This window comes from Pseudomonas arvensis, from assembly GCF_056688935.1.
Genome location: NZ_CP162038.1, coordinates 3,523,723 through 3,542,285, shown reverse-complemented (window position 1 = coordinate 3,542,285; position 18,563 = coordinate 3,523,723). Strand labels below are relative to the sequence as shown.

At 62.0% G+C, this 18,563-nt stretch carries 17 protein-coding genes; 14 read left to right on the top strand and 3 right to left on the bottom strand.

The window, feature by feature from the left end:
* Window positions 1–42: 42 nt before the first annotated feature.
* Window positions 43–585, top strand: a complete 543-nt coding sequence (locus AB3G88_RS15750) for a sigma-70 family RNA polymerase sigma factor (RefSeq protein WP_112195847.1) — start codon at window positions 43–45, stop codon at window positions 583–585.
* On the top strand, window positions 582–1,514 hold the full coding sequence (locus AB3G88_RS15745) for a FecR family protein (protein ID WP_480450614.1): 933 nt from the start codon (window positions 582–584) through the stop codon (window positions 1,512–1,514). Before AB3G88_RS15750 ends, AB3G88_RS15745 begins: the two co-directional genes overlap by 4 nt.
* A 44-nt stretch (window positions 1,515–1,558) precedes the next feature.
* On the opposite strand, the gene AB3G88_RS15740 is transcribed toward AB3G88_RS15745, so the two are convergent.
* The gene (locus AB3G88_RS15740; protein ID WP_112195843.1) at window positions 1,559–3,385 is read right to left on the bottom strand and encodes a sigma-54-dependent Fis family transcriptional regulator; all 1,827 of its coding nucleotides are present in this window, start codon (window positions 3,383–3,385) and stop codon (window positions 1,559–1,561) included.
* A 237-nt stretch (window positions 3,386–3,622) separates the two neighbouring features.
* Between AB3G88_RS15740 and AB3G88_RS15735 the strand changes: the two genes are divergently transcribed.
* From AB3G88_RS15735 to AB3G88_RS15690, 10 genes are all read left to right on the top strand, one after another.
* Window positions 3,623–4,717, top strand: coding sequence for an ABC transporter ATP-binding protein (locus AB3G88_RS15735; RefSeq protein ID WP_099587036.1), 1,095 nt, complete (start codon window positions 3,623–3,625; stop codon window positions 4,715–4,717).
* Window positions 4,717–5,814: an ABC transporter ATP-binding protein gene (locus AB3G88_RS15730; RefSeq protein WP_480450612.1), complete on the top strand. Its 1,098-nt coding sequence runs from the start codon at window positions 4,717–4,719 to the stop codon at window positions 5,812–5,814. The genes AB3G88_RS15735 and AB3G88_RS15730 overlap by 1 nt, the downstream gene beginning before the upstream one ends.
* A complete protein-coding gene (locus tag AB3G88_RS15725) occupies window positions 5,811–6,677 on the top strand; it encodes a carbohydrate ABC transporter permease (protein WP_099586963.1) in 867 nt (288 codons plus the stop codon). Before AB3G88_RS15730 ends, AB3G88_RS15725 begins: the two co-directional genes overlap by 4 nt.
* 10 nt (window positions 6,678–6,687) lie before the next feature.
* Window positions 6,688–7,488: a carbohydrate ABC transporter permease gene (locus tag AB3G88_RS15720; RefSeq protein WP_003232361.1), complete on the top strand. Its 801-nt coding sequence runs from the start codon at window positions 6,688–6,690 to the stop codon at window positions 7,486–7,488.
* 10 nt (window positions 7,489–7,498) lie between these two features.
* The gene (locus tag AB3G88_RS15715; protein ID WP_014718862.1) at window positions 7,499–7,771 is read left to right on the top strand and encodes a DUF2160 domain-containing protein; all 273 of its coding nucleotides are present in this window, start codon (window positions 7,499–7,501) and stop codon (window positions 7,769–7,771) included.
* A gap of 32 nt (window positions 7,772–7,803) precedes the next feature.
* A complete protein-coding gene (locus AB3G88_RS15710) occupies window positions 7,804–9,546 on the top strand; it encodes an ABC transporter substrate-binding protein (RefSeq protein ID WP_480450609.1) in 1,743 nt (580 codons plus the stop codon).
* Between the two features lie 265 nt (window positions 9,547–9,811).
* The gene (locus AB3G88_RS15705) at window positions 9,812–11,191 is read left to right on the top strand and encodes an iron-containing redox enzyme family protein (RefSeq protein ID WP_480450607.1); all 1,380 of its coding nucleotides are present in this window, start codon (window positions 9,812–9,814) and stop codon (window positions 11,189–11,191) included.
* An 11-nt stretch (window positions 11,192–11,202) separates the two neighbouring features.
* A complete protein-coding gene (locus AB3G88_RS15700; protein WP_400525943.1) occupies window positions 11,203–12,150 on the top strand; it encodes a methyltransferase in 948 nt (315 codons plus the stop codon).
* A 5-nt stretch (window positions 12,151–12,155) separates the two neighbouring features.
* Window positions 12,156–13,274 carry a carboxylate-amine ligase gene (locus tag AB3G88_RS15695; protein WP_480454446.1) on the top strand — a complete coding sequence of 373 codons (1,119 nt, stop codon included), beginning with the start codon at window positions 12,156–12,158 and terminating at the stop codon, window positions 13,272–13,274.
* A gap of 83 nt (window positions 13,275–13,357) precedes the next feature.
* Complete coding sequence (locus AB3G88_RS15690) at window positions 13,358–14,602, top strand: zinc-dependent alcohol dehydrogenase (protein ID WP_480450604.1); 1,245 nt, start codon at window positions 13,358–13,360, stop codon at window positions 14,600–14,602.
* Between the two features lie 8 nt (window positions 14,603–14,610).
* Here AB3G88_RS15690 and AB3G88_RS15685 read toward each other — a convergent pair whose 3' ends face one another.
* Together AB3G88_RS15685 and AB3G88_RS15680 are read right to left on the bottom strand one after the other, a co-directional pair.
* Window positions 14,611–15,042, bottom strand: coding sequence for a hypothetical protein (locus AB3G88_RS15685; RefSeq protein ID WP_480450602.1), 432 nt, complete (start codon window positions 15,040–15,042; stop codon window positions 14,611–14,613).
* 124 nt (window positions 15,043–15,166) lie between these two features.
* The gene (locus tag AB3G88_RS15680; protein WP_191958898.1) at window positions 15,167–15,955 is read right to left on the bottom strand and encodes an AraC family transcriptional regulator; all 789 of its coding nucleotides are present in this window, start codon (window positions 15,953–15,955) and stop codon (window positions 15,167–15,169) included.
* Between the two features lie 85 nt (window positions 15,956–16,040).
* On the opposite strand from AB3G88_RS15680, the gene AB3G88_RS15675 reads away from it, so the two are divergent.
* Together AB3G88_RS15675 and AB3G88_RS15670 are read left to right on the top strand one after the other, a co-directional pair.
* A complete protein-coding gene (locus tag AB3G88_RS15675; protein ID WP_400525949.1) occupies window positions 16,041–17,039 on the top strand; it encodes a bile acid:sodium symporter family protein in 999 nt (332 codons plus the stop codon).
* A gap of 333 nt (window positions 17,040–17,372) precedes the next feature.
* Window positions 17,373–18,557: a sugar transporter gene (locus AB3G88_RS15670; protein ID WP_099586954.1), complete on the top strand. Its 1,185-nt coding sequence runs from the start codon at window positions 17,373–17,375 to the stop codon at window positions 18,555–18,557.
* Window positions 18,558–18,563 lie beyond the last annotated feature (6 nt).

The following is an 18,563-nucleotide window of genomic DNA, read 5'->3' as shown; positions in this document are numbered from 1 at the left end:
TTGCGCAATTGGTAACATTTCCCATTTGAGAATTTTTTGCGCATGCATGACATTCCGGCCGCGCTGGGCAACTCAGCGCGTCAGCAGATCCTTACGGCGATGTACCGCGAGCACCACGGATGGTTGCATGGCTGGCTGCGCAGGAAACTCGGTTGCTCCCAGCACGCCGCCGACCTGGCCCACGACGCCTTCATCCGTGTATTGATGCTGGCCGAACCGCAAGCGATCAAGGAACCCCGTGCCTTCCTGGCCACCACGGCGGGACGCTTGCTCATCGACGGTGCCCGTCGTCGCCGTATCGAAAAAGCCTACATGCAGGCGCTGGTCATCCAGTGCGAAGACGCCGGCATGCCCGACCCGGCGGCGATCCACGTTGCCTTGCAAGCGCTGGAACGCATTGCTGAAATGCTCGCCGGCTTACCGCCCAAGGCCCGCGAGGCGTTCTTGTTGAGTCGCCTCGACGGCCTGACCTACAGCGAAATCGCCGTGCGTCTGGAAGTGTCCCCCAGCACCGTCAAAAACTACATCTCCAGCGCTCTGGTGCACTGCTATCACAGCCTGCACGCGGCCGACCCACTGTCATGAACTCCGAACAGATCATCCAGCAAGCAGCGAATTGGCTGACACGCCTGCACGACGAGGACGTCACAGACGCCGACCGTCAGGCCTTCAACACCTGGTGCAAGGCCGACCCGCGCCACGCCGTCGCCATCGAGCGCATGCGTGCGTTATGGGGCAGCCTCGACAGCGTGCCCGCACAACCGGCGCGCCGCGCCCTGAATCGCGCATTTACCCCGCAACGGGCGCGCAGCGCACAGGTGCTGGGTGTGCTCGGTATCGCGCTGTGCGGTTGGCTGAGCCTGGAGCACCTGCCAGTGTGGATGGCCGACCAGCGTACTGGCGTCGGTGAACGTCGCCAGATCGCTCTCGAAGACGGCAGCCAGTTGCAGCTCAACAGCAACTCGGCGGTGGACGTGAAATTCGACGGCCACCAACGGGTGATCGAACTGCTGCAAGGCGAACTGTGGGTAGACGTGGCCAAAGATGCGCAGCGGCCGTTCGTGGTGCGCACCGACCAAGGCACGGCGACCGCACTGGGTACCCGATACCTGGTCAAGCGTGCGCCGGACGGCACGACAGTGGTAACGGTGATCGAGTCCAGCGTGGCGGTCAAAGGTAAGGCAGAGGAGGGCGTCAAGGTCAGCGCCGGCCAGCGTTCCGTCCTCGACCATGGGCGCGCAACGCCCGCGCAAACCGTCGGCAATGCCGATCCGGACGCCTGGACGCGTGGCCTGCTCACCGTCAACGACCAGCCCCTGAGTGAAGTGCTGCAAACCCTGGCCAGCTACCGCCACGGCATGGTCCGCTTCGACCCACAGGCCCTGCGCGGCCTGCGTGTGTCCGGCGTATTCAAGCTGGACGACACGGCGGCGGCCTTGTCGACCCTGGCGGACAACCTGCCGATCCAGGTGGAGTACTTCACCGACTTGCTGGTAGTGGTCAAGCCGCGCTGAGCCTGCCGTAGCTGACGTACTGACACCCTGCGATCTGTGGGCCTCTACGGGGGGCATTCATTGCCTTGGCGCAGGCGTTTGTACAAAGTGTTGCGGCTTACCCCCAACTCCCGTGCCAAGTGGGAGATATTGCCGCCTACCGCCTTCAAGCGCTGGGTCAGGTCAATGCTGTCGTCCAGGTACTCACTGGTCGGCAGCGGCGCAGGCACGTTCAAGTCCACAAAAAAATCATCCGGCAGATGCTCCGGCCTTATCGGCTGCTCCTCGGCCATCGCCAGCGCCACCTGCAACACGCTGCTCACCTGGCGCAAATTCCCCGGCCACGGGTGCTGCTCGAACAGCGCCAGCACCTCGGCGCTCAAACCGGCCCATTGGGTGGGCTCGCGGTGTTGTTGCCACAGTTGCTGGAACAGCGCCTGCTTGTCGGTCCGCTCGCGCAAGGGCGGCAATTCCAGGGTCAGGCCGCCGATGCGGTAGTACAAATCCTCACGAAAACGCCCGGCCTGCACCTGTTCGCGCAGTGCGCGGTTGGTCGCCGAGATAATGCGCAAATCCACCGGGAACAACTCGCTGCTGCCCACCGGTTGCACACAACGCTCCTGCAACACACGCAGCAGGCGCGCCTGGGTCGGTAGCGGCATATCGCCGATCTCATCGAGAAACAGCGTGCCCTTGTCGGCCTTGCGGATCAGGCCGATGCTGCCTTTCTGATTGGCGCCGGTGAACGCGCCTTTCTCGTAACCGAACAGCTCCGATTCCACCAGCTCAGCGGGAATCGCCGCACAGTTCACCGCGATAAATGCCTTCTGGCTGCGGGAACTGGCCTGGTGCAGGGCTTTGACGAACACCTCTTTGCCCACGCCGGTTTCACCATGAATCAGCAGCGGGATGTCTTTTTCCAGCAACCGCTCGGCCTGGCGCACGGCTTTCTCCACGCGCATATCGCCAAAATGCAGGGTCTTGAGGCCAATGGCTGCCGGCTTCGACATAACCGGCTCGCTGAACACACGCGCCTGCACCGGCATCTGCTTGGGGCGTTTCAACAGGCACTGAAACCGATTGCGCCCGGCCGCCTGCAACGAAAACGGCAAGCCCTCCGGCTGGTTGAGCAGTTCCAGCAGCGACACTTTGAACAAACTGTCGATCATCACCCGCGACAGGCTGATGCCCAGCAGGTTGTCGGCGCGACGGTTGGCCGACAGCACCTGGCCGCTGTCATCAAAGATCAGCAGGCCCGCCCACTGGCTGTCCAGGTTGCTCAGGCCGGTGTTGAAGGTCAGTTGGAAATGCTCGCCGCGAAACAGGTTGAGGATCAGCCGGTTCTCCACGGTCTGACTCATCATCTTGACCATGCCCAAGGTGTGAGAGGGCGGCAGGTAGCTGTCGCTGGACACATCCAGCACCGCGATGATTTCGCGCTGGGCATCGAAGATCGGCGCTGCCGAACCCGTCATGAAACGGTTGGCCTTGAGGAAGTGTTCATCGTGTTCGATATGCACCGCCTGGGCACAAGCCAGCGCGGTGCCGATGGCATTGGTACCGCTGGAGCGTTCCTTCCAACTGGCACCGGCGCTGAACCCACGGGCCAGCTTGGGCTCGATAAACCGCTGGGTACCCCACGAGGTCAGCACCTGGCCCTGGTTGTCGGCCAGCATGATCAGGCAATTGGAATTACTGAGGATGTTCTCGTAGTAGGGCAGGACTTCCTGGTGGGTGGTCTGCACCAGGGAATGCTGGCTTTCCAGCAGTTGGCTGATGCCCTCGGCAGGCAGTTGATCGAAGCTGGGCGTGCTCTGGTGGTCCAGGCCAAAGGCGCGGCAACGGCGCCAGGAGTCCTGGATGATGGTGTCGTGAGCCAAGGGTTCGGCCATCGGGCGACCTTCTGTTTTTATTGTTTTTATGGGGCCCCGCAGGCGCGGGGGCCCCATTAGTGTTGTTCAGAACTGTTCATTGTCAACCCTCGAAGTGTTCAGTTGTTCAGCCCGATTGTTCACTCCCGAACATCCCATATGTCCCATTTCCTTGTGGATCAAGCACCTGCCGGTTTTGGCACGAAATTCGCTCTGACGACTGGCCAGATTCATTCCAATAATAAAAAAGGTCGTGTCATGTCATTGACCCTGGAACATGTCTCCCGCGTCGTCGAAGGCCAAACCTGGATCGACGATGCCACCCTGCGTTTCGAGCCCGGTTCCTTCAACGTGCTGCTCGGTCGCACCCTGTCCGGCAAGACCAGCCTGATGCGCCTGATGGCCGGCCTGGACAAGCCCGACAGCGGTCGCATCCTGATGAATGGCGTCGACGTCACCCACAAGCCGGTGCGCCTGCGCAACGTGTCGATGGTGTATCAGCAGTTCATCAACTATCCGACCATGACCGTGTTCGAGAACATCGCCTCGCCGTTGCGTCAGGCCGGTGTGTCCAACGAGGTGATCCAGAGCAAGGTGCTGGAAACCGCTCGGATGCTGCGCATCGAGAAGTTCCTGAAGCGTCACCCGCTGGAGCTGTCCGGTGGCCAGCAGCAGCGCACGGCCATGGCCCGCGCCCTGGTCAAGGATGCCGAACTGATCCTGTTCGACGAGCCGCTGGTGAACCTGGACTACAAACTGCGCGAAGAGCTGCGTCAGGAAATGCGCGAGCTGTTCCAGGCCCGCCACACCATTGCGATCTACGCCACTACCGAACCCAACGAAGCCCTGGCCCTCGGCGGCACTACCACCATCCTTCACGAAGGCCGGGTGATCCAGAGTGGCAAGGCTGCCGAGGTTTACCACCAGCCACACACCGTGCTCGCGGCCGAGCTGTTTTCCGAGCCACCGATCAACCTGATGCCGGGGCGTATCAGTGGCAATGAAGTGAGCTTCGCCAATTTCGTACATTTCCCACTCAATGTTGACCTGCGTCCCATCGGCGAAGGCGATTTTCGCTTCGGTGTGCGCCCCAGCCATATCAGCCTGGTGCCGAGCAACGATGACGACCTTGAGCTGGCGGTGACCGTAGAGGTCGCCGAAATCAGTGGCTCGGAAACCTTCCTGCACGTGCGCAGCGAACACTTCCTGCTGGTGCTGCATTTGCCGGGGGTGCATGAGTACGACGTTGACGCGCCGATCCGCGTGTATATCCCCACCCATAAACTGTTTGTGTTCGATGGTCAGGGCCGTTTGGTCCAGGCTCCCGGACGCCGTGTCGCGAGGGTTGCGTGATGGCCGAGATCCATTTGCAGAACCTGGCGCACAGCTATAACCCTACGCCGACCGGACCGGAAGACTACGCGATCCGGGAAATGAACCACGTGTGGGAGCAGGGCGGTGCCTACGCCTTGCTTGGTCCGTCAGGCTGCGGCAAGTCGACCCTGCTCAATATCATCTCCGGTTTGCTCAGCCCGTCTGAAGGCCAGGTGCTGTTCGACACCAAAGTGGTCAACGACCTCACGCCAGAAAAACGCAACATCGCCCAGGTGTTCCAGTTCCCGGTGGTGTACGACACCATGACGGTGTTCGACAACCTGGCGTTCCCGCTACGAAATCAGGGCATGGCCGAGGCGAAAATTCACAGCAAGGTGCAGGAAATTGCCGAAGTCCTCGACCTGCAAACCCTGCTGGGCAAGAAAGCGCGCAACCTCACCGCCGACGAAAAGCAGAAAGTCTCCATGGGCCGTGGCCTGGTGCGCGACGACGTCTCGGCGATCCTCTTCGACGAGCCGCTGACAGTGATCGACCCGCACCTCAAATGGAAACTGCGGCGCAAGCTCAAGCAGATCCACGAGCAGTTCAACATCACCATGGTCTACGTCACCCACGACCAGTTGGAGGCTTCTACCTTCGCCGACAAAATCGCGGTGATGTACGGCGGGCAGATCGTGCAGTTCGGCACGCCACGGGAGCTGTTCGAGCGGCCGAGCCACACGTTTGTCGGCTACTTCATCGGCAGCCCTGGGATGAATCTGATCGAAGTGCAGGCCGAGGCGGGCGGGGTGCGGTTTGCCGGCACCCACTTGCCATTGCCCGATGCGTTGCAACAACGCATTGCGAGCACCGACTACAAGAAGTTGCAGGTGGGTATCCGCCCGGAATTTATCCATGTGTGGGACGAGTACAACCCCGACGCCCTGCAGGCCGGCGTCACACATCTGGAAGACCTTGGCACCTACAAGATCATGACCCTCAACCTCGATGGCGCCACCTTGAAAGTGCGTTTGGCCGAAGACAAACCGGTGCCTGAAGGCACGGCGTCCATCAGCTTTCCCGCGCAATGGCTGATGCTCTACGCCGACGATTACCTGCTGGAGGTGCAGCCATGAACAAGGTGCAGAACAACAAGGCCTGGTGGCTGGTGCTGCCGGTGTTCCTGCTGGTGGCGTTCAGTGCGGTGATCCCGATGATGACCGTGGTCAATTACTCGGTGCAGGACATCTTCGACCAGTCCAGCCGCTACTTTGTCGGCGCCGACTGGTACAAGCAGGTATTGCTCGACCCGCGCCTGCACGACTCGCTGCTGCGCCAGTTCATCTATTCAGCCTGCGTGCTGTTGATCGAAATTCCCCTGGGCATCGCCATCGCCCTGACCATGCCGACCAAGGGTCGCTGGTCGTCGCTGGTGTTGATCGTGCTGGCGATTCCGTTGCTGATTCCGTGGAACGTGGTGGGCACGATCTGGCAGATCTTTGGCCGCGCCGATATCGGCCTGCTGGGGTACAGCCTCAACGCGGTAGGCATCAGCTACAACTACGCGGCCAACACGGCGGATGCCTGGGTCACTGTGCTGGTGATGGACGTGTGGCACTGGACTTCACTGGTGGCGTTGCTGTGCTATTCGGGGTTGCGGGCGATTCCGGACGTGTACTACCAGGCCGCTCGGATTGATCGTGCATCGGCCTGGGCAGTTTTCCGACATATCCAACTGCCCAAGATGAAGAGCGTGCTGCTGATCGCGGTCATGCTGCGGTTTATGGACAGCTTCATGATCTACACCGAGCCCTTCGTCCTGACGGGCGGCGGACCGGGTAACGCCACCACTTTCCTCAGTCAGACCTTGACCCAGATGGCAGTAGGCCAATTCGACCTGGGCCCGGCGGCAGCGTTTTCGCTGGTGTACTTCCTGATCATCCTGTTGGTGTCCTGGCTGTTCTACACCGCCATGACCCACTCCGACGCCAACCGCTGAGGTCGCCAACATGAGCAAACGCAAGCTAATCCCGTTGCTGATCTACATCCTGTTCCTGCTGGTGCCGATCTACTGGCTGCTGAACATGTCCTTCAAGAGCAACACCGAAATCCTCGGCGGGCTGACGTTGTTTCCTCAGGATTTCACCCTGGCCAACTACAAGGTGATCTTCACCGACCCGAGTTGGTACACCGGCTATCTCAACTCGCTGTACTACGTGAGCCTGAACACGGTGATTTCCCTGAGCGTGGCGCTGCCGGCAGCCTATGCTTTCTCGCGCTATCGTTTCCTGGGCGACAAGCACCTGTTCTTCTGGCTGCTGACCAACCGCATGGCGCCGCCAGCGGTGTTTTTGCTGCCGTTTTTCCAGCTGTATTCGTCCATCGGCCTGTTCGACACGCATATCGCTGTAGCCCTGGCCCACTGCCTGTTCAACGTGCCGTTGGCGGTGTGGATCCTAGAGGGCTTCATGTCCGGCGTGCCCAAGGAGATCGACGAAACTGCCTACATTGATGGCTACTCGTTTCCGAAGTTTTTCGTGAAAATTTTCATCCCATTGATCGGCTCCGGCATCGGTGTCACCGCGTTTTTCTGCTTCATGTTTTCCTGGGTCGAGCTGCTGCTGGCGCGCACCCTGACCTCGGTCAACGCCAAGCCCATCGCGGCGGTGATGACGCGCACGGTGTCGGCGTCTGGCATCGATTGGGGCGTGCTGGCAGCGGCGGGGGTGTTGACCATCCTGCCGGGCATGCTGGTGATCTGGTTTGTTCGCAACCACGTGGCCAAGGGCTTTGCCCTGGGCCGGGTCTGAGGAGTCGATGATGGAATGGATGGCCTGGACCACCCCCACTGCACTGTTCTTCGGCGGCATCGCCCTGATCCTGGCGGGCATGACCACCTGGGAACTGCGCTCGCCGAGCATCCCCCGGCGGGGTTTGTTACCGATCAGCACCACCCGTGGTGATCGCTTGTTTATCGGTCTTCTCGGCAGCGCCTACCTGCATTTGCTGGTGATCGGCGTTACCGACTGGAGCATCTGGGTGGCGTCCGCGCTCTCCCTGGTATGGCTGTTGAGTGTGATGCGTTGGGGCTAGTGCCCTTATGAATAAACAACCAGGAGGTCTCTATGTTGAATAAGAACAATAAGCTGCGACATAGCATTTCATTGGCCGCCGTACTGGCCCTGAGCGGTTTGAGCGCTTCGGCCTGGGCCGATGCGTACGAAGATGCCGCGAAGAAATGGATCGGCAGCGAGTTCAAACCGTCCACCCTCACCGAAGCCCAGCAGCTCGAAGAGTTGAAATGGTTTATCAAGGCGTCGGAACCGTTCCGTGGGATGAAGATCAACGTGGTGTCGGAAACCCTCACCACCCATGAATACGAGTCCAAGGTGCTGGCCAAGGCCTTCAGTGAAATCACCGGCATCAAGCTGACCCACGACCTGCTGCAGGAAGGCGACGTGGTGGAGAAGCTGCAAACCCAGATGCAGTCTGACAAGAACATCTATGACGGCTGGGTCAACGATTCCGACTTGATCGGTACGCACTTTCGCTATGGCAAGACCGAATCGATCACCGACCTGATGGCCAACGAAGGCAAGGACTTCACCTCGCCGACCCTCGACCTCAAGGACTTTATCGGCCTGTCCTTCACCACCGCGCCGGACGGCAAGATCTATCAACTGCCCGACCAGCAATTCGCCAACCTTTATTGGTTCCGCGCCGACTGGTTCGAGCGTCCGGAACTGAAAGCCAAGTTCAAGGAAAAATACGGCTACGACCTCGGCGTACCGGTGAACTGGTCGGCCTATGAAGACATCGCCAAGTTCTTCAGCGAAGACGTCAAGGAAATCGACGGCAAGCGCATTTATGGGCACATGGACTACGGCAAGAAAGACCCGTCCCTGGGCTGGCGCTTCACCGATGCCTGGTTCTCCATGGCCGGTGGCGGCGACAAAGGCCTGCCCAACGGCTTGCCGGTGGACGAGTGGGGCATTCGCGTGGAGGACTGCCATCCGGTGGGCTCCAGCGTGACCCGTGGCGGCGACACCAACGCCCCGGCCGCTGTGTTCGCCACGCAGAAATACGTGGACTGGATGAAGGCCTACGCGCCACCGGAAGCGGCGGGCATGACTTTCTCCGAATCCGGCCCAGTACCTTCCCAAGGCAACATCGCCCAGCAGATCTTCTGGTACACCGCGTTTACCGCCGACATGGTCAAGCCTGGCCTGCCGGTGGTGAATGCCGACGGCACGCCGAAATGGCGCATGGCGCCGTCGCCTGTCGGACCTTACTGGGAAAAGGGCATGAAGAAGGGCTATCAGGACGTAGGCTCCTGGACCTTCCTCAAGTCCACGCCCGAGAAGCAGAAACTCGCGGCCTGGCTCTACGCTCAGTTCGTGACGTCCAAAACCGTCTCGCTGAAGAAAACCATCGTCGGTTTGACGCCGATTCGTGAGTCCGACATCAACTCACAAGCCATGACCGACATGGCCCCCAAACTCGGCGGCCTGGTGGAGTTCTACCGCAGCCCGGCGCGCACCGAGTGGTCACCAACCGGTACCAACGTGCCGGACTATCCGCGCCTGGCGCAGCTGTGGTGGAGCAACATCGCCTCGGCCGCCAGCGGCGAGAAAACCCCGCAACAGGCGCTGGACAACCTGGCCAAGGAACAGGACGCGATCATGACGCGCCTGGAACGCTCCAAAGTGCAACCGGTGTGCGGCCCGAAAATGAACCCCGAGCGTGACGCGCAATACTGGTTCGACCAACCGGGCGCGCCAAAACCGAAACTGGCGAACGAGAAGCCGAAAGGCGAGACCGTTAGCTACAACGACCTGCTCAAGTCGTGGGAGGCGGCGCGCAAGTAAAAATGTAGGGTTGGGCAGAACGGCACTCAGGTGCCGTTTTGTTTTTCTGCTACTCCGCAATCCGCGGCGTGGACTGCCGAGGGCGTGTTCATGGCGGCACATGAGGCGTACGGCGAACGGGCGCCACTGATCAGGCATGTTCGAATCCCGATTGAATTTTCCGCCAGGCCCGATGCTCTTTCCTTCAGAAGCGCGTGATTTTGAGCGCTCTTGCGGGGCCTCTTGTTGAAGGGGCGTTGTCTCGGACTTTGCGGGAACTGCCATTATGACGCTATTAACGGCGCTGTCGGGCCAACTGGCCTCTATGCATCACTCGGGCTACGGAGAGTATCAGCGGGTTTATCAACACCTGTATGGCGAAGCGCCGAACGCCGAGAGCGTGGCGCGCGAGTTCCTGCAAACCCAATTGGCCCGGGTACAGGGTGCCACCAACGAGCTGCCCGCTGAGCCGGAACAGCTCTTGGCCTGGGTTGAGCAGCGTTGTGCTGCGGTCGCTCAGGACTACGCCGATTACCTTGAGCAGCGCCAGCAAGGCCGGCCGCGTCGTTACTTCCAGAACAAAGCCCATGCACTGTACGTATTGCAACGTGTGGCGCCGACCAAACAGGTCGACGGGGCGTGGTTGTATGGACTGCTGCATTACTGGCAAGACCAGCGTTTTGACGGCCTGCTCAGCACCTATCTTGAAGAGTTGGGGGACGGCGAAGCCGCGCAGAACCATGTGGTGATCTACCGCAAGTTGCTCAGTGATCACGACGCCGACAGCGACGCGGGCGTCGAAGACGAACACTACCTGCAGGGCGCGCTGCAACTGGCCCTGGGCCTGTGTGCCGAGGAATTCCTGCCGCAGGTCATCGGCTACAACCTGGGTTACGAGCAGTTGCCGCTGCACTTGTTGATCACTTCGTATGAGCTGAGCGAGCTGGGCATCGACCCGTATTACTTCACCCTGCACGTCACCATCGACAACGCCAGCAGCGGCCACGCGTGCAAGGCGGCGCAGTCGGTGTTGAACCTGCTGCCGCTGGGCGAGGGCAGGGCGGACTTCTACCGCCGCGTGGCCGAGGGTTATCGCCTTAATGACCTTGGCCCGGGCACCACGGCCGTTATCGAGCAGTTCGACCTGCACGCTGAAGTGGTGGCGATGCTCGAACGCAAACGCACCTTCGGCCAGCACATGCATTCGGACTATTGCCGCTTCGAAGGCAAGACCGTCAACCAGTGGCTGGCGCAGCCGGGGCAGGTCGGCGCGTTCCTCCAGGCGTTGCAGGACAAGGGGTGGATCAAGCGCAACCAGGACCCGGCCGAGAGTCGCTTCTGGCAACTCATCGAGGGCGCGGGCGCGGCGATGTTCGGCGTGTTCAGCGGCTATGAAAAACAGGTGTTACATGACTGGATTGCTGGCGAGTGGATCAGCGACCAGCGCGTGGCGCCGGTGAGGCGTGGGCGCTCCAGCCGGTTTTCCCAGGAACAGCACCGCCCGGCCGACCCTGACACCCAGGCGCTCGTGGACTCGCTGTGGAAACTGCCCGACGAACAGCAGCTCAACGCGCTGATTCCGTGGCTGTCGGCGCGTCGCCATTGCACGCCCGCCGGGTTGTACGCCACTCGCCGGTTTATCCAATTGCGCGCGCGCCTGCGCTAAGGAATTCGCCCATGTCTGCACAACAACTCGCTGATCGCGCACTGCTCAACCTGGGCCGGGGCTTGAAGGAGAGCGGCTACCGCTTTATCACGCCGACGCCCATGACCCATGAACGGGTCTTCCAGCGCCTGGCGACGCCGCTGGCAATGGACCTGCGCGACGTGTTCGGTTGGTCGATGCCGTTTGACGGCGCGCTGTTGCCCGAGGCGTTCTGCGAAGAATTGCAGCAGGCCGACGTGATCGAAAAGCACGATTCGCTGTGGCGCAGCGCCGTGCGCTGGTCGAGCCTGGATGACCTGTTGTTCGTTCACTCGGCGTACCCCACGACCCAATCGGATGCGGTGTTTTTCGGGCCCGACAGTTACCGCTTCGCGCGCCTGATTGAAGCGCATCTGCAACAGCGTTTCGAGCCGATCACGCGCGCGGTGGACATCGGTTGCGGCGCGGGCGTGGGCGCACTGGTGGTGGCTCGGGCACGGCACGACGCCGAGGTGTTGGCGGTGGACATCAACCCGCGCGCGTTGCGCCTGACCGCAGTGAATGCCGAGTTGGCAGGGCTGGCCAATGTGGTCGCGTACCACAGCGATGTATTGGGCAGCGTCGAAGGCGAGTTCGACCTTATCGTCGCCAACCCGCCCTATATGAATGACGACCGCCAGCGTGCATATCGGCATGGCGGCGGCGCACTGGGCGAGCAATTGTCGGTGCGCATTGTCGGCGAATCCATGGGGCGCCTGGCGCTGGGCGGTAGCCTGGTGTTGTACACCGGCGTGGCGATCGTTGCTGGTGGCGAGGACCCGTTCCTGGCGGCCGTCAAACCATTGCTCGGCAGCCATGCCTATGGCTGGACCTACCGCGAGCTTGACCCCGATGTGTTTGGCGAAGAGCTGGACAAGCCGGGCTACGAGCGTGTCGAGCGGATTGCCGTGGTCGCGCTCACCGTTACGCGCCTGCGTTGACGTCGATGCTCACCTTCGGCATCGAGGAGGAGTATTTCATCACCGACCTGCACACCCGGCGCATGCTGGCCGAGCCTTCGGCGGCGGTCTTGGCCGCCTGCCGGAAGGCTATTGGCGCAGGCTTTGCGGATGAAATGTTCCAAGGGCAGATCGAGGTGGCGTCGCCGGTGTTCCACACCAGCCGTGAGGCGGCGGAGTACCTGGCGACGGTGCGGCATGACCTGGCCCGATCTCTCGGCGAGTTCGGCCTGGGTGTGGTGTGTGCTGGCAGCCATCCGTTGGCTGACTGGCGGGAGCAGGCGCCCACGGAGCGCGCGCATTTCCGGCAATTGTTCGACGCTATCCAGCACGTCGCGCGGCGCAGCGTGCTGTGCGGCTTGCATGTGCATGTCGCGGTGCCGACGGATGTGGACCGTATTGCGGTAATGAATCAGGTTTCGTCCTGGTTGCCATTGTTGTTGCTGCTCAGTTGCTCGTCGCCGTTCTGGGACGGTGCGCCCACAGGGTTCATGAGCTACCGCCAGGCCGTTTGTGATGAATGGCCGCGCATGGGCGTGCCGGAACACTTTGCCGATTGGGCCGCGTATCAGCGGTACCTGGCACTGCTGCAACGCATCGGCGCGATTAAGGCCGATGGCAACGGCTGGTGGGGCATTCGCCCGGCGGCGCGCTACCCGACCCTGGAACTGCGCATGACCGATGCTTGCCCCAGGATGGCCGACGCCCTAGCCCTAGCCACGTTTTACCGCGTGATGGTCACCCATGCCTGTGGCCTGCCATCGCCCGGTGTGGCCTTCACCGCCGAAAGCCGCTGGCTGCTCCAGGAAAACCGATGGCAGGCCAAGCGCTACGGCGCTGCCGGCACCTTTGCGCTGGACGATCACGGCGCAACGGGCACTGCCGAGCAGTGGTTGCAACAGGCTGAACGCACCTTCGCGGCCACCGCTGACGCCCTGGGGGAGCCGCAGCTGTTTGACACCTTGCACAGGTTGCTGGACGGCGGTAACAGCGCTGTCGAGCAACTGCACTGCCACGCCGCCGCCCAGGCTTCGGGCGCCGAAGCGTTTGCGTGCCTGCAACAGGTGGTCGACCGCCTGCTGGCCCAGAGCCGCGCTGACCATTGATCGGGTGCTGGCCCAGGCCAAGTGAACACTCGCCATCTGTGTGGCCCTTAATAATAAATCCCTCAAGAGCAGGAGCGCAGAGCATGCGAGCGATGACTTTCCAGGGCGCCCACAAGGTGCAGGTGGACACGGTGCCCGATCCGATCATTGAGCAAGCCGACGACATTATTCTGCGGGTCACGGCCACGGCGATCTGTGGCTCGGACCTGCACCTGTACCGGGGCAAGATCCCCACGGTCGAACACGGTGATATTTTCGGTCATGAATTCATGGGCATTGTTGAAGAGACCGGCCCGGCGGTGACGGCGGTGCAGCGTGGCGACCGGGTGGTGATCCCGTTTGTGATCGCATGTGGCGATTGTTTCTTCTGCCAACTCCAGCAGTTTGCCGCCTGCGAAACCACCAACGATGGGCGCGGTGCGATCCTGAATAAAAAGGCGATCCCACCGGGCGCGGCACTGTTTGGCTACAGTCGTCTCTACGGCGGCATTCCCGGCGGCCAGGCCGAACTGGTGCGAGTGCCCAAGGCCAATACCGGGCCGTTCAAAGTGCCTGGCTTGCTGGCGGATGAAAAGGTGCTGTTCCTCTCCGACATCCTGCCCACGGCCTGGCAGGCGGTGACCAACGCCGAGATCGGGCAGGGCTCAAGCGTGGCGATTTATGGCGCGGGGCCGGTGGGTCTGCTCAGCGCCGCGTGCGCACAGATGCTGGGCGCCGCGCAGATTTTCATGGTCGACGACCACCCGTACCGCCTGGCCTACGCGCAGAAAATGTATGGCGTGATCCCGATCAACTTCGAGCAGGACGATGACCCCGCCGACACCATCATCTGCCAGACCGCCGGCATGCGCGGCGTCGATGGGGTGGTCGACGCGGTCGGCTTCGAGGCCAAGGGCAGCACCACCGAAACCATCCTGACCACGCTCAAGATCGAAGGCAGCAGCGGCAAGGCCTTGCGCCAGTGCATCGCCGCCGTGCGCCGCGGCGGGGTGGTCAGCGTGGCGGGGGTGTACGCCGGGTTTATCCACGGGTTCATGTTTGGCGACGCGTTCGACAAGGGCCTGACGTTCAAGATGGGCCAGACCCACGTGCAGCGTTTTCTGCCGGAGTTACTGGAGCATATTGAGTTGGGGCACCTGAACCCCGAGGCGATCGTCACGCACCGCCTGTCACTGGAGCAGGCGGCGCGAGGTTATGAGCTGTTCGACAAGGGCGAAGAGGATTGCCGCAAGGTCATCCTGCTGCCGGGGATCGACGAGCGGCCAGTGGCTGAGCCGCTGGACACGCTGACCCCAGGGTTCAACGTGGGCGCTGCCCGCCCGGCCTAGCTGGCCTGTCAGGCGGCGGCTTGTGGTTGCAGGTGCAGCTCAGCGTCCACCGCCTTGACCAACCCGCTGGCCAGAAACAGCGGTGCCAGGCGTTTGTGCAACTGCGGTTCGACAAACTCTTTCACCGTTTCCAGCGTCAGCACGCCGCTCAGCGGCAACTCGGCCTTGGTGTAAGACAACCAGGCCCTCTTCAACGCCATCAACACATCACTGCCCGCCGTGGAGGCGAAGCGACGGTGGGTGGGTTTGCCGTCGAAGGTGAACGTGTGCTGGAACGCATAGCCGCTTTCGTCGCCGCCACTGGCGGTGCAGCGGATGCAGGTGCACGGGCCGTCGCCAAAGGCGCTGCGCAGGTAGGTGTTGAAGTCCACCACGGGTTTGAGTGACAGGCGCTTATCGACCTCGAACAGGTCCCCGGTCATTTTTTCGTCAGTGTTCAACGTGCATTTCCTCGCAGGTCGGTGGCCATTTTTCAAAGCGCGGCACAATAGCAGCCGGGCGAAGTGTGGAACAGCATTTCCACGCAGCGCGGGCGGGTGTCGGGGGTATTCAGGGTGTGAGGGCTCACCGAAAGAACTCACCCGGTGTGGCATCAAACTGCTGCCGAAACGCATTGATAAACGCCGACGTCGACTCATACCCGCACCCCAGCGCCACATCCGTCACCCGCTCGCCTTGCTCCAGGGCGGGCAGGGCGCTCAACAGTCGCAAGCGCTGGCGCCAAGCGCGGAAGGTCAGGCCCGTGTCCTTCAAGAACAAGCGGCTGAGGGTCTTTTCGCTGACCCCCAGTTTTTCGCTCCAATGCCCCAAGGTGGTCTGTTGCTCCGGGCGCAGGTTCAGGCTGCGGTAGATCTGGCGCAAACGCGGGTCGAGGGGCAGGGGCAGCATCAAGTCCACGTGGGGCGCGGCGGCGAGTTGGTCCAGGACTACTTGGGCCAGGCGCCCATCTGGACCGTCCTCGGCATACTCCACCGGCACTTCACTGAAGCTGCGGATCAATTCGCGCAACAGGCTGCTCACCTCCAGCACATGGCAAAGCTGCGAGGCCCAGGCGGTCACGCTGCAATCCAGATACAAGCTGCGCATTTCAGTGTGGGGCGAGCTGTACACCCGGTGCGGCATGCCCGCCGGGATCCACACCGCCCGTTGCGGCGGCGCGACAAAACGGCCGGCGCTGGTCTGGATCTCCAGCACCCCGGAAATCGCGTAAGACAATTGCACCCACGGGTGACTGTGACGCCGGGTCAATGCGCGGTTGGGCAAGGATTCAGTTCGCCCATACACCGGCCGTGGCAGGCTGGACAGCCCGGGGATACTGCGGCGCACGGTCTTGTCATGTCCTTTAGGCGGCATTTACTGGCTCATTGGCGTTAGTCGGTAACAGGCCGTTACGTTAGAGTCGCGGTGACGCTCTTGGCAACCCCTGGAAGATCTGCTTATGACACGCCCCCGTTTTCTGCCCGACAACTTCACCCTGACCCTGATCGCCACGGTGATCCTCGCGTCCTTGCTGCCCGCCAGCGGCCAGACCGCCGTGGCTTTCGGCTGGGTTACCAACCTGGCCATCGCGCTGCTGTTCTTCCTGCACGGCGCCAAGCTATCGCGCCAGGCCATCGTCGCCGGTGCCGGCCATTGGCGCCTGCACCTGCTGGTGTTCAGCCTGACCTTCGTGCTGTTCCCCTTATTGGGCCTGGCGCTCAAGCCGGTGCTGTCGCCGCTGATCGGCAAAGACCTGTACATGGGCATGCTTTACCTCTGTGCCTTGCCGGCCACCGTGCAATCGGCAATTGCCTTCACCTCATTGGCGCGAGGCAATATCCCCGCGGCGATTTGCAGCGCGGCGGCGTCGAGCCTGTTCGGTATCTTCCTGACGCCGTTGCTGGTGACGTTGTTGCTCAATGTGCACGGTGAAGGCAGCTCCACCGTCGACGCAATCCTGAAAATCAGCGTGCAGTTGCTGCTGCCATTTATCGCAGGGCAAATCGCGCGCCGCTGGATCGGCGAATGGGTCGGCCGCAACAAAGCCTGGCTGAAATTTGTCGATCAGGGCTCGATCCTGCTGGTGGTCTACGGCGCGTTCAGCGAGGCAGTCAATGAAGGCATCTGGCACCAGATCCCGCTGTGGGAACTGGGTGGTCTGGTGGTCGCCTGCTGTGTGCTGCTGGCCTTGGTGCTGGTGGCTTCCAGCGTGCTGGGCAAGGCGTTCGGCTTCAGTCAGGAGGACCGCATCACCATTTTGTTCTGCGGCTCGAAGAAGAGTCTCGCGACCGGCGTACCCATGGCCCAGGTGCTGTTTGCCGGGGCGAACATGGGCGTGCTGATCCTGCCATTGATGCTGTTTCACCAGATTCAATTGATGGTCTGTGCGGCGTTGGCGCAGCGGTACGCAAACCGGCCGGAGAGCATTCCCGAGTTGATGGGACGGGTGGAGCCTTAATGGTCGGGCCTGTCTATCAGTCATTCCTTAAAGCGGCAAGGCAGTCAGTTCGACGTACGGCCGGTCACCACGGTCAACGCCTCGGGCAACGTGAGCCTGGTGGCCGACAGCGGCAGCGGGCGATATTACGACCAGCGGTATCGGGTGGTAGACAGCACCGGTAAGCCCGTTCAGTCCGGGAGCTATGTGGTCACCGTGACCGCACCGTGACAAAACTGAAGGTATTTTGAGGGGGATGAGCGTCAACAGCCGGCCGAGAAACCTATAGAATGTCGGGCGGCGGCGCTTGTCCTGGGTGGCCGCTCGATCATCGCCAGAGTACCTCGCCCTTCAATGAGCATTTCAGCCGCAACCCCCCAAGCCAACTGGCAACCGGTCATCGCCCTCGCGCTGGCCGCGTTTGTGTTCAATACCACCGAATTCGTGCCGGTCGGCCTGCTCAGCGCCATCGGTGCGAGCTTCGACATGCCCGTGTCCAGCGTCGGCCTGATGCTCACCATCTACGCCTGGATCGTGTCCCTGACCTCGCTGCCGGTGATGCTGCTGACGCGCAACGTTGAGCGGCGCAAATTGCTGATCGTGCTGTTCGGCATGTTTATCGTCAGCCATATCCTCTCCAGCGTCGCCAACAGTTTTGGCTTGCTGATGGTCAGCCGCGTCGGCATTGCCTTGTCCCATGCGTTGTTCTGGTCGATCACCGCGTCCCTGGCGGTGCGCCTGGCGCCGGAAGGCAAGCAGGTGCAGGCCCTGGGGTTACTGGCGACCGGTACGTCATTGGCGATGGTGTTGGGGATTCCCCTGGGTCGCCTGCTCGGCGAAGCCATGGGCTGGCGCACCACCTTCCTGGTCATCGGTGTTTTCGCGGCCGGGCTGGTGTTCTGGCTGGCGCGCACCTTGCCGCCGCTGCCGAGCCAGAACTCCGGCTCCCTGCGCAGCCTGCCGCTGCTGTTCAAGCGCCCGGCGCTGGTGGCGCTGTACGTGCTGACCGCGCTCACGGTGACTGCGCAATTCACCGCCTACAGCTATATCGAACCCTTCGTCGAAGGCGTGGCCGGCATGGATGGCGGCGCCGTGACCCTGATCCTGCTGGTCTTCGGCGGCGCGGGCATCATCGGCTCGTTGCTGTTCAGCCTGGTGCACCGCTTCAACCCGCACCTGTTTGTGGTCGGCGCAGTGTTTATCCTCGCCGCGTGCCTGACGCTGATGCTGCCCCTGAGCGGCGCCGAGTCGTACCTGGTGATCCTGAGCATCTTCTGGGGCATGGCGATCATGGGCTTCGGCCTGGCCATGCAATCCAAAGTGCTGGTACTGGCGCCGGACGCCACGGATGTGGCCATGGCGATGTTCTCCGGCATCTACAACATCGGCATCGGCGGCGGCGCCCTGATGGGCAGTTGGGTCGGCAGCCACTTCGGCTTCGCCTGGATCGGCGTGGCGGGCGGGTTGCTGGCGGCGGTGGCGTTGGCGGGGTATTGCCTGGCGATTCGCAGGTTTGGGACGGGTGTGGGGAACAACTAGCGTCGC

Bases quoted from the DNA above. Each gene is read 5' to 3' on its own strand.
- AB3G88_RS15750 (WP_112195847.1), top strand. From the start codon at position 43: ATGCATGACATTCCGGCCGCGCTGGGCAACTCAGCGCGTCAGCAGATC.
- AB3G88_RS15710 (WP_480450609.1), top strand. From the start codon at position 7,804: ATGTTGAATAAGAACAATAAGCTGCGACATAGCATTTCATTGGCCGCC.
- AB3G88_RS15735 (WP_099587036.1), top strand. From the start codon at position 3,623: ATGTCATTGACCCTGGAACATGTCTCCCGCGTCGTCGAAGGCCAAACC.
- AB3G88_RS15705 (WP_480450607.1), top strand. From the start codon at position 9,812: ATGACGCTATTAACGGCGCTGTCGGGCCAACTGGCCTCTATGCATCAC.
- AB3G88_RS15745 (WP_480450614.1), top strand. From the start codon at position 582: ATGAACTCCGAACAGATCATCCAGCAAGCAGCGAATTGGCTGACACGC.
- AB3G88_RS15720 (WP_003232361.1), top strand. From the start codon at position 6,688: ATGAGCAAACGCAAGCTAATCCCGTTGCTGATCTACATCCTGTTCCTG.
- AB3G88_RS15675 (WP_400525949.1), top strand. From the start codon at position 16,041: ATGACACGCCCCCGTTTTCTGCCCGACAACTTCACCCTGACCCTGATC.
- AB3G88_RS15725 (WP_099586963.1), top strand. From the start codon at position 5,811: ATGAACAAGGTGCAGAACAACAAGGCCTGGTGGCTGGTGCTGCCGGTG.
- AB3G88_RS15680 (WP_191958898.1), bottom strand. From the start codon at position 15,955: ATGCCGCCTAAAGGACATGACAAGACCGTGCGCCGCAGTATCCCCGGG.
- AB3G88_RS15700 (WP_400525943.1), top strand. From the start codon at position 11,203: ATGTCTGCACAACAACTCGCTGATCGCGCACTGCTCAACCTGGGCCGG.
- AB3G88_RS15740 (WP_112195843.1), bottom strand. From the start codon at position 3,385: ATGGCCGAACCCTTGGCTCACGACACCATCATCCAGGACTCCTGGCGC.
- AB3G88_RS15670 (WP_099586954.1), top strand. From the start codon at position 17,373: ATGAGCATTTCAGCCGCAACCCCCCAAGCCAACTGGCAACCGGTCATC.
- AB3G88_RS15730 (WP_480450612.1), top strand. From the start codon at position 4,717: ATGGCCGAGATCCATTTGCAGAACCTGGCGCACAGCTATAACCCTACG.
- AB3G88_RS15690 (WP_480450604.1), top strand. From the start codon at position 13,358: ATGCGAGCGATGACTTTCCAGGGCGCCCACAAGGTGCAGGTGGACACG.
- AB3G88_RS15695 (WP_480454446.1), top strand. From the start codon at position 12,156: ATGCTCACCTTCGGCATCGAGGAGGAGTATTTCATCACCGACCTGCAC.
- AB3G88_RS15715 (WP_014718862.1), top strand. From the start codon at position 7,499: ATGGAATGGATGGCCTGGACCACCCCCACTGCACTGTTCTTCGGCGGC.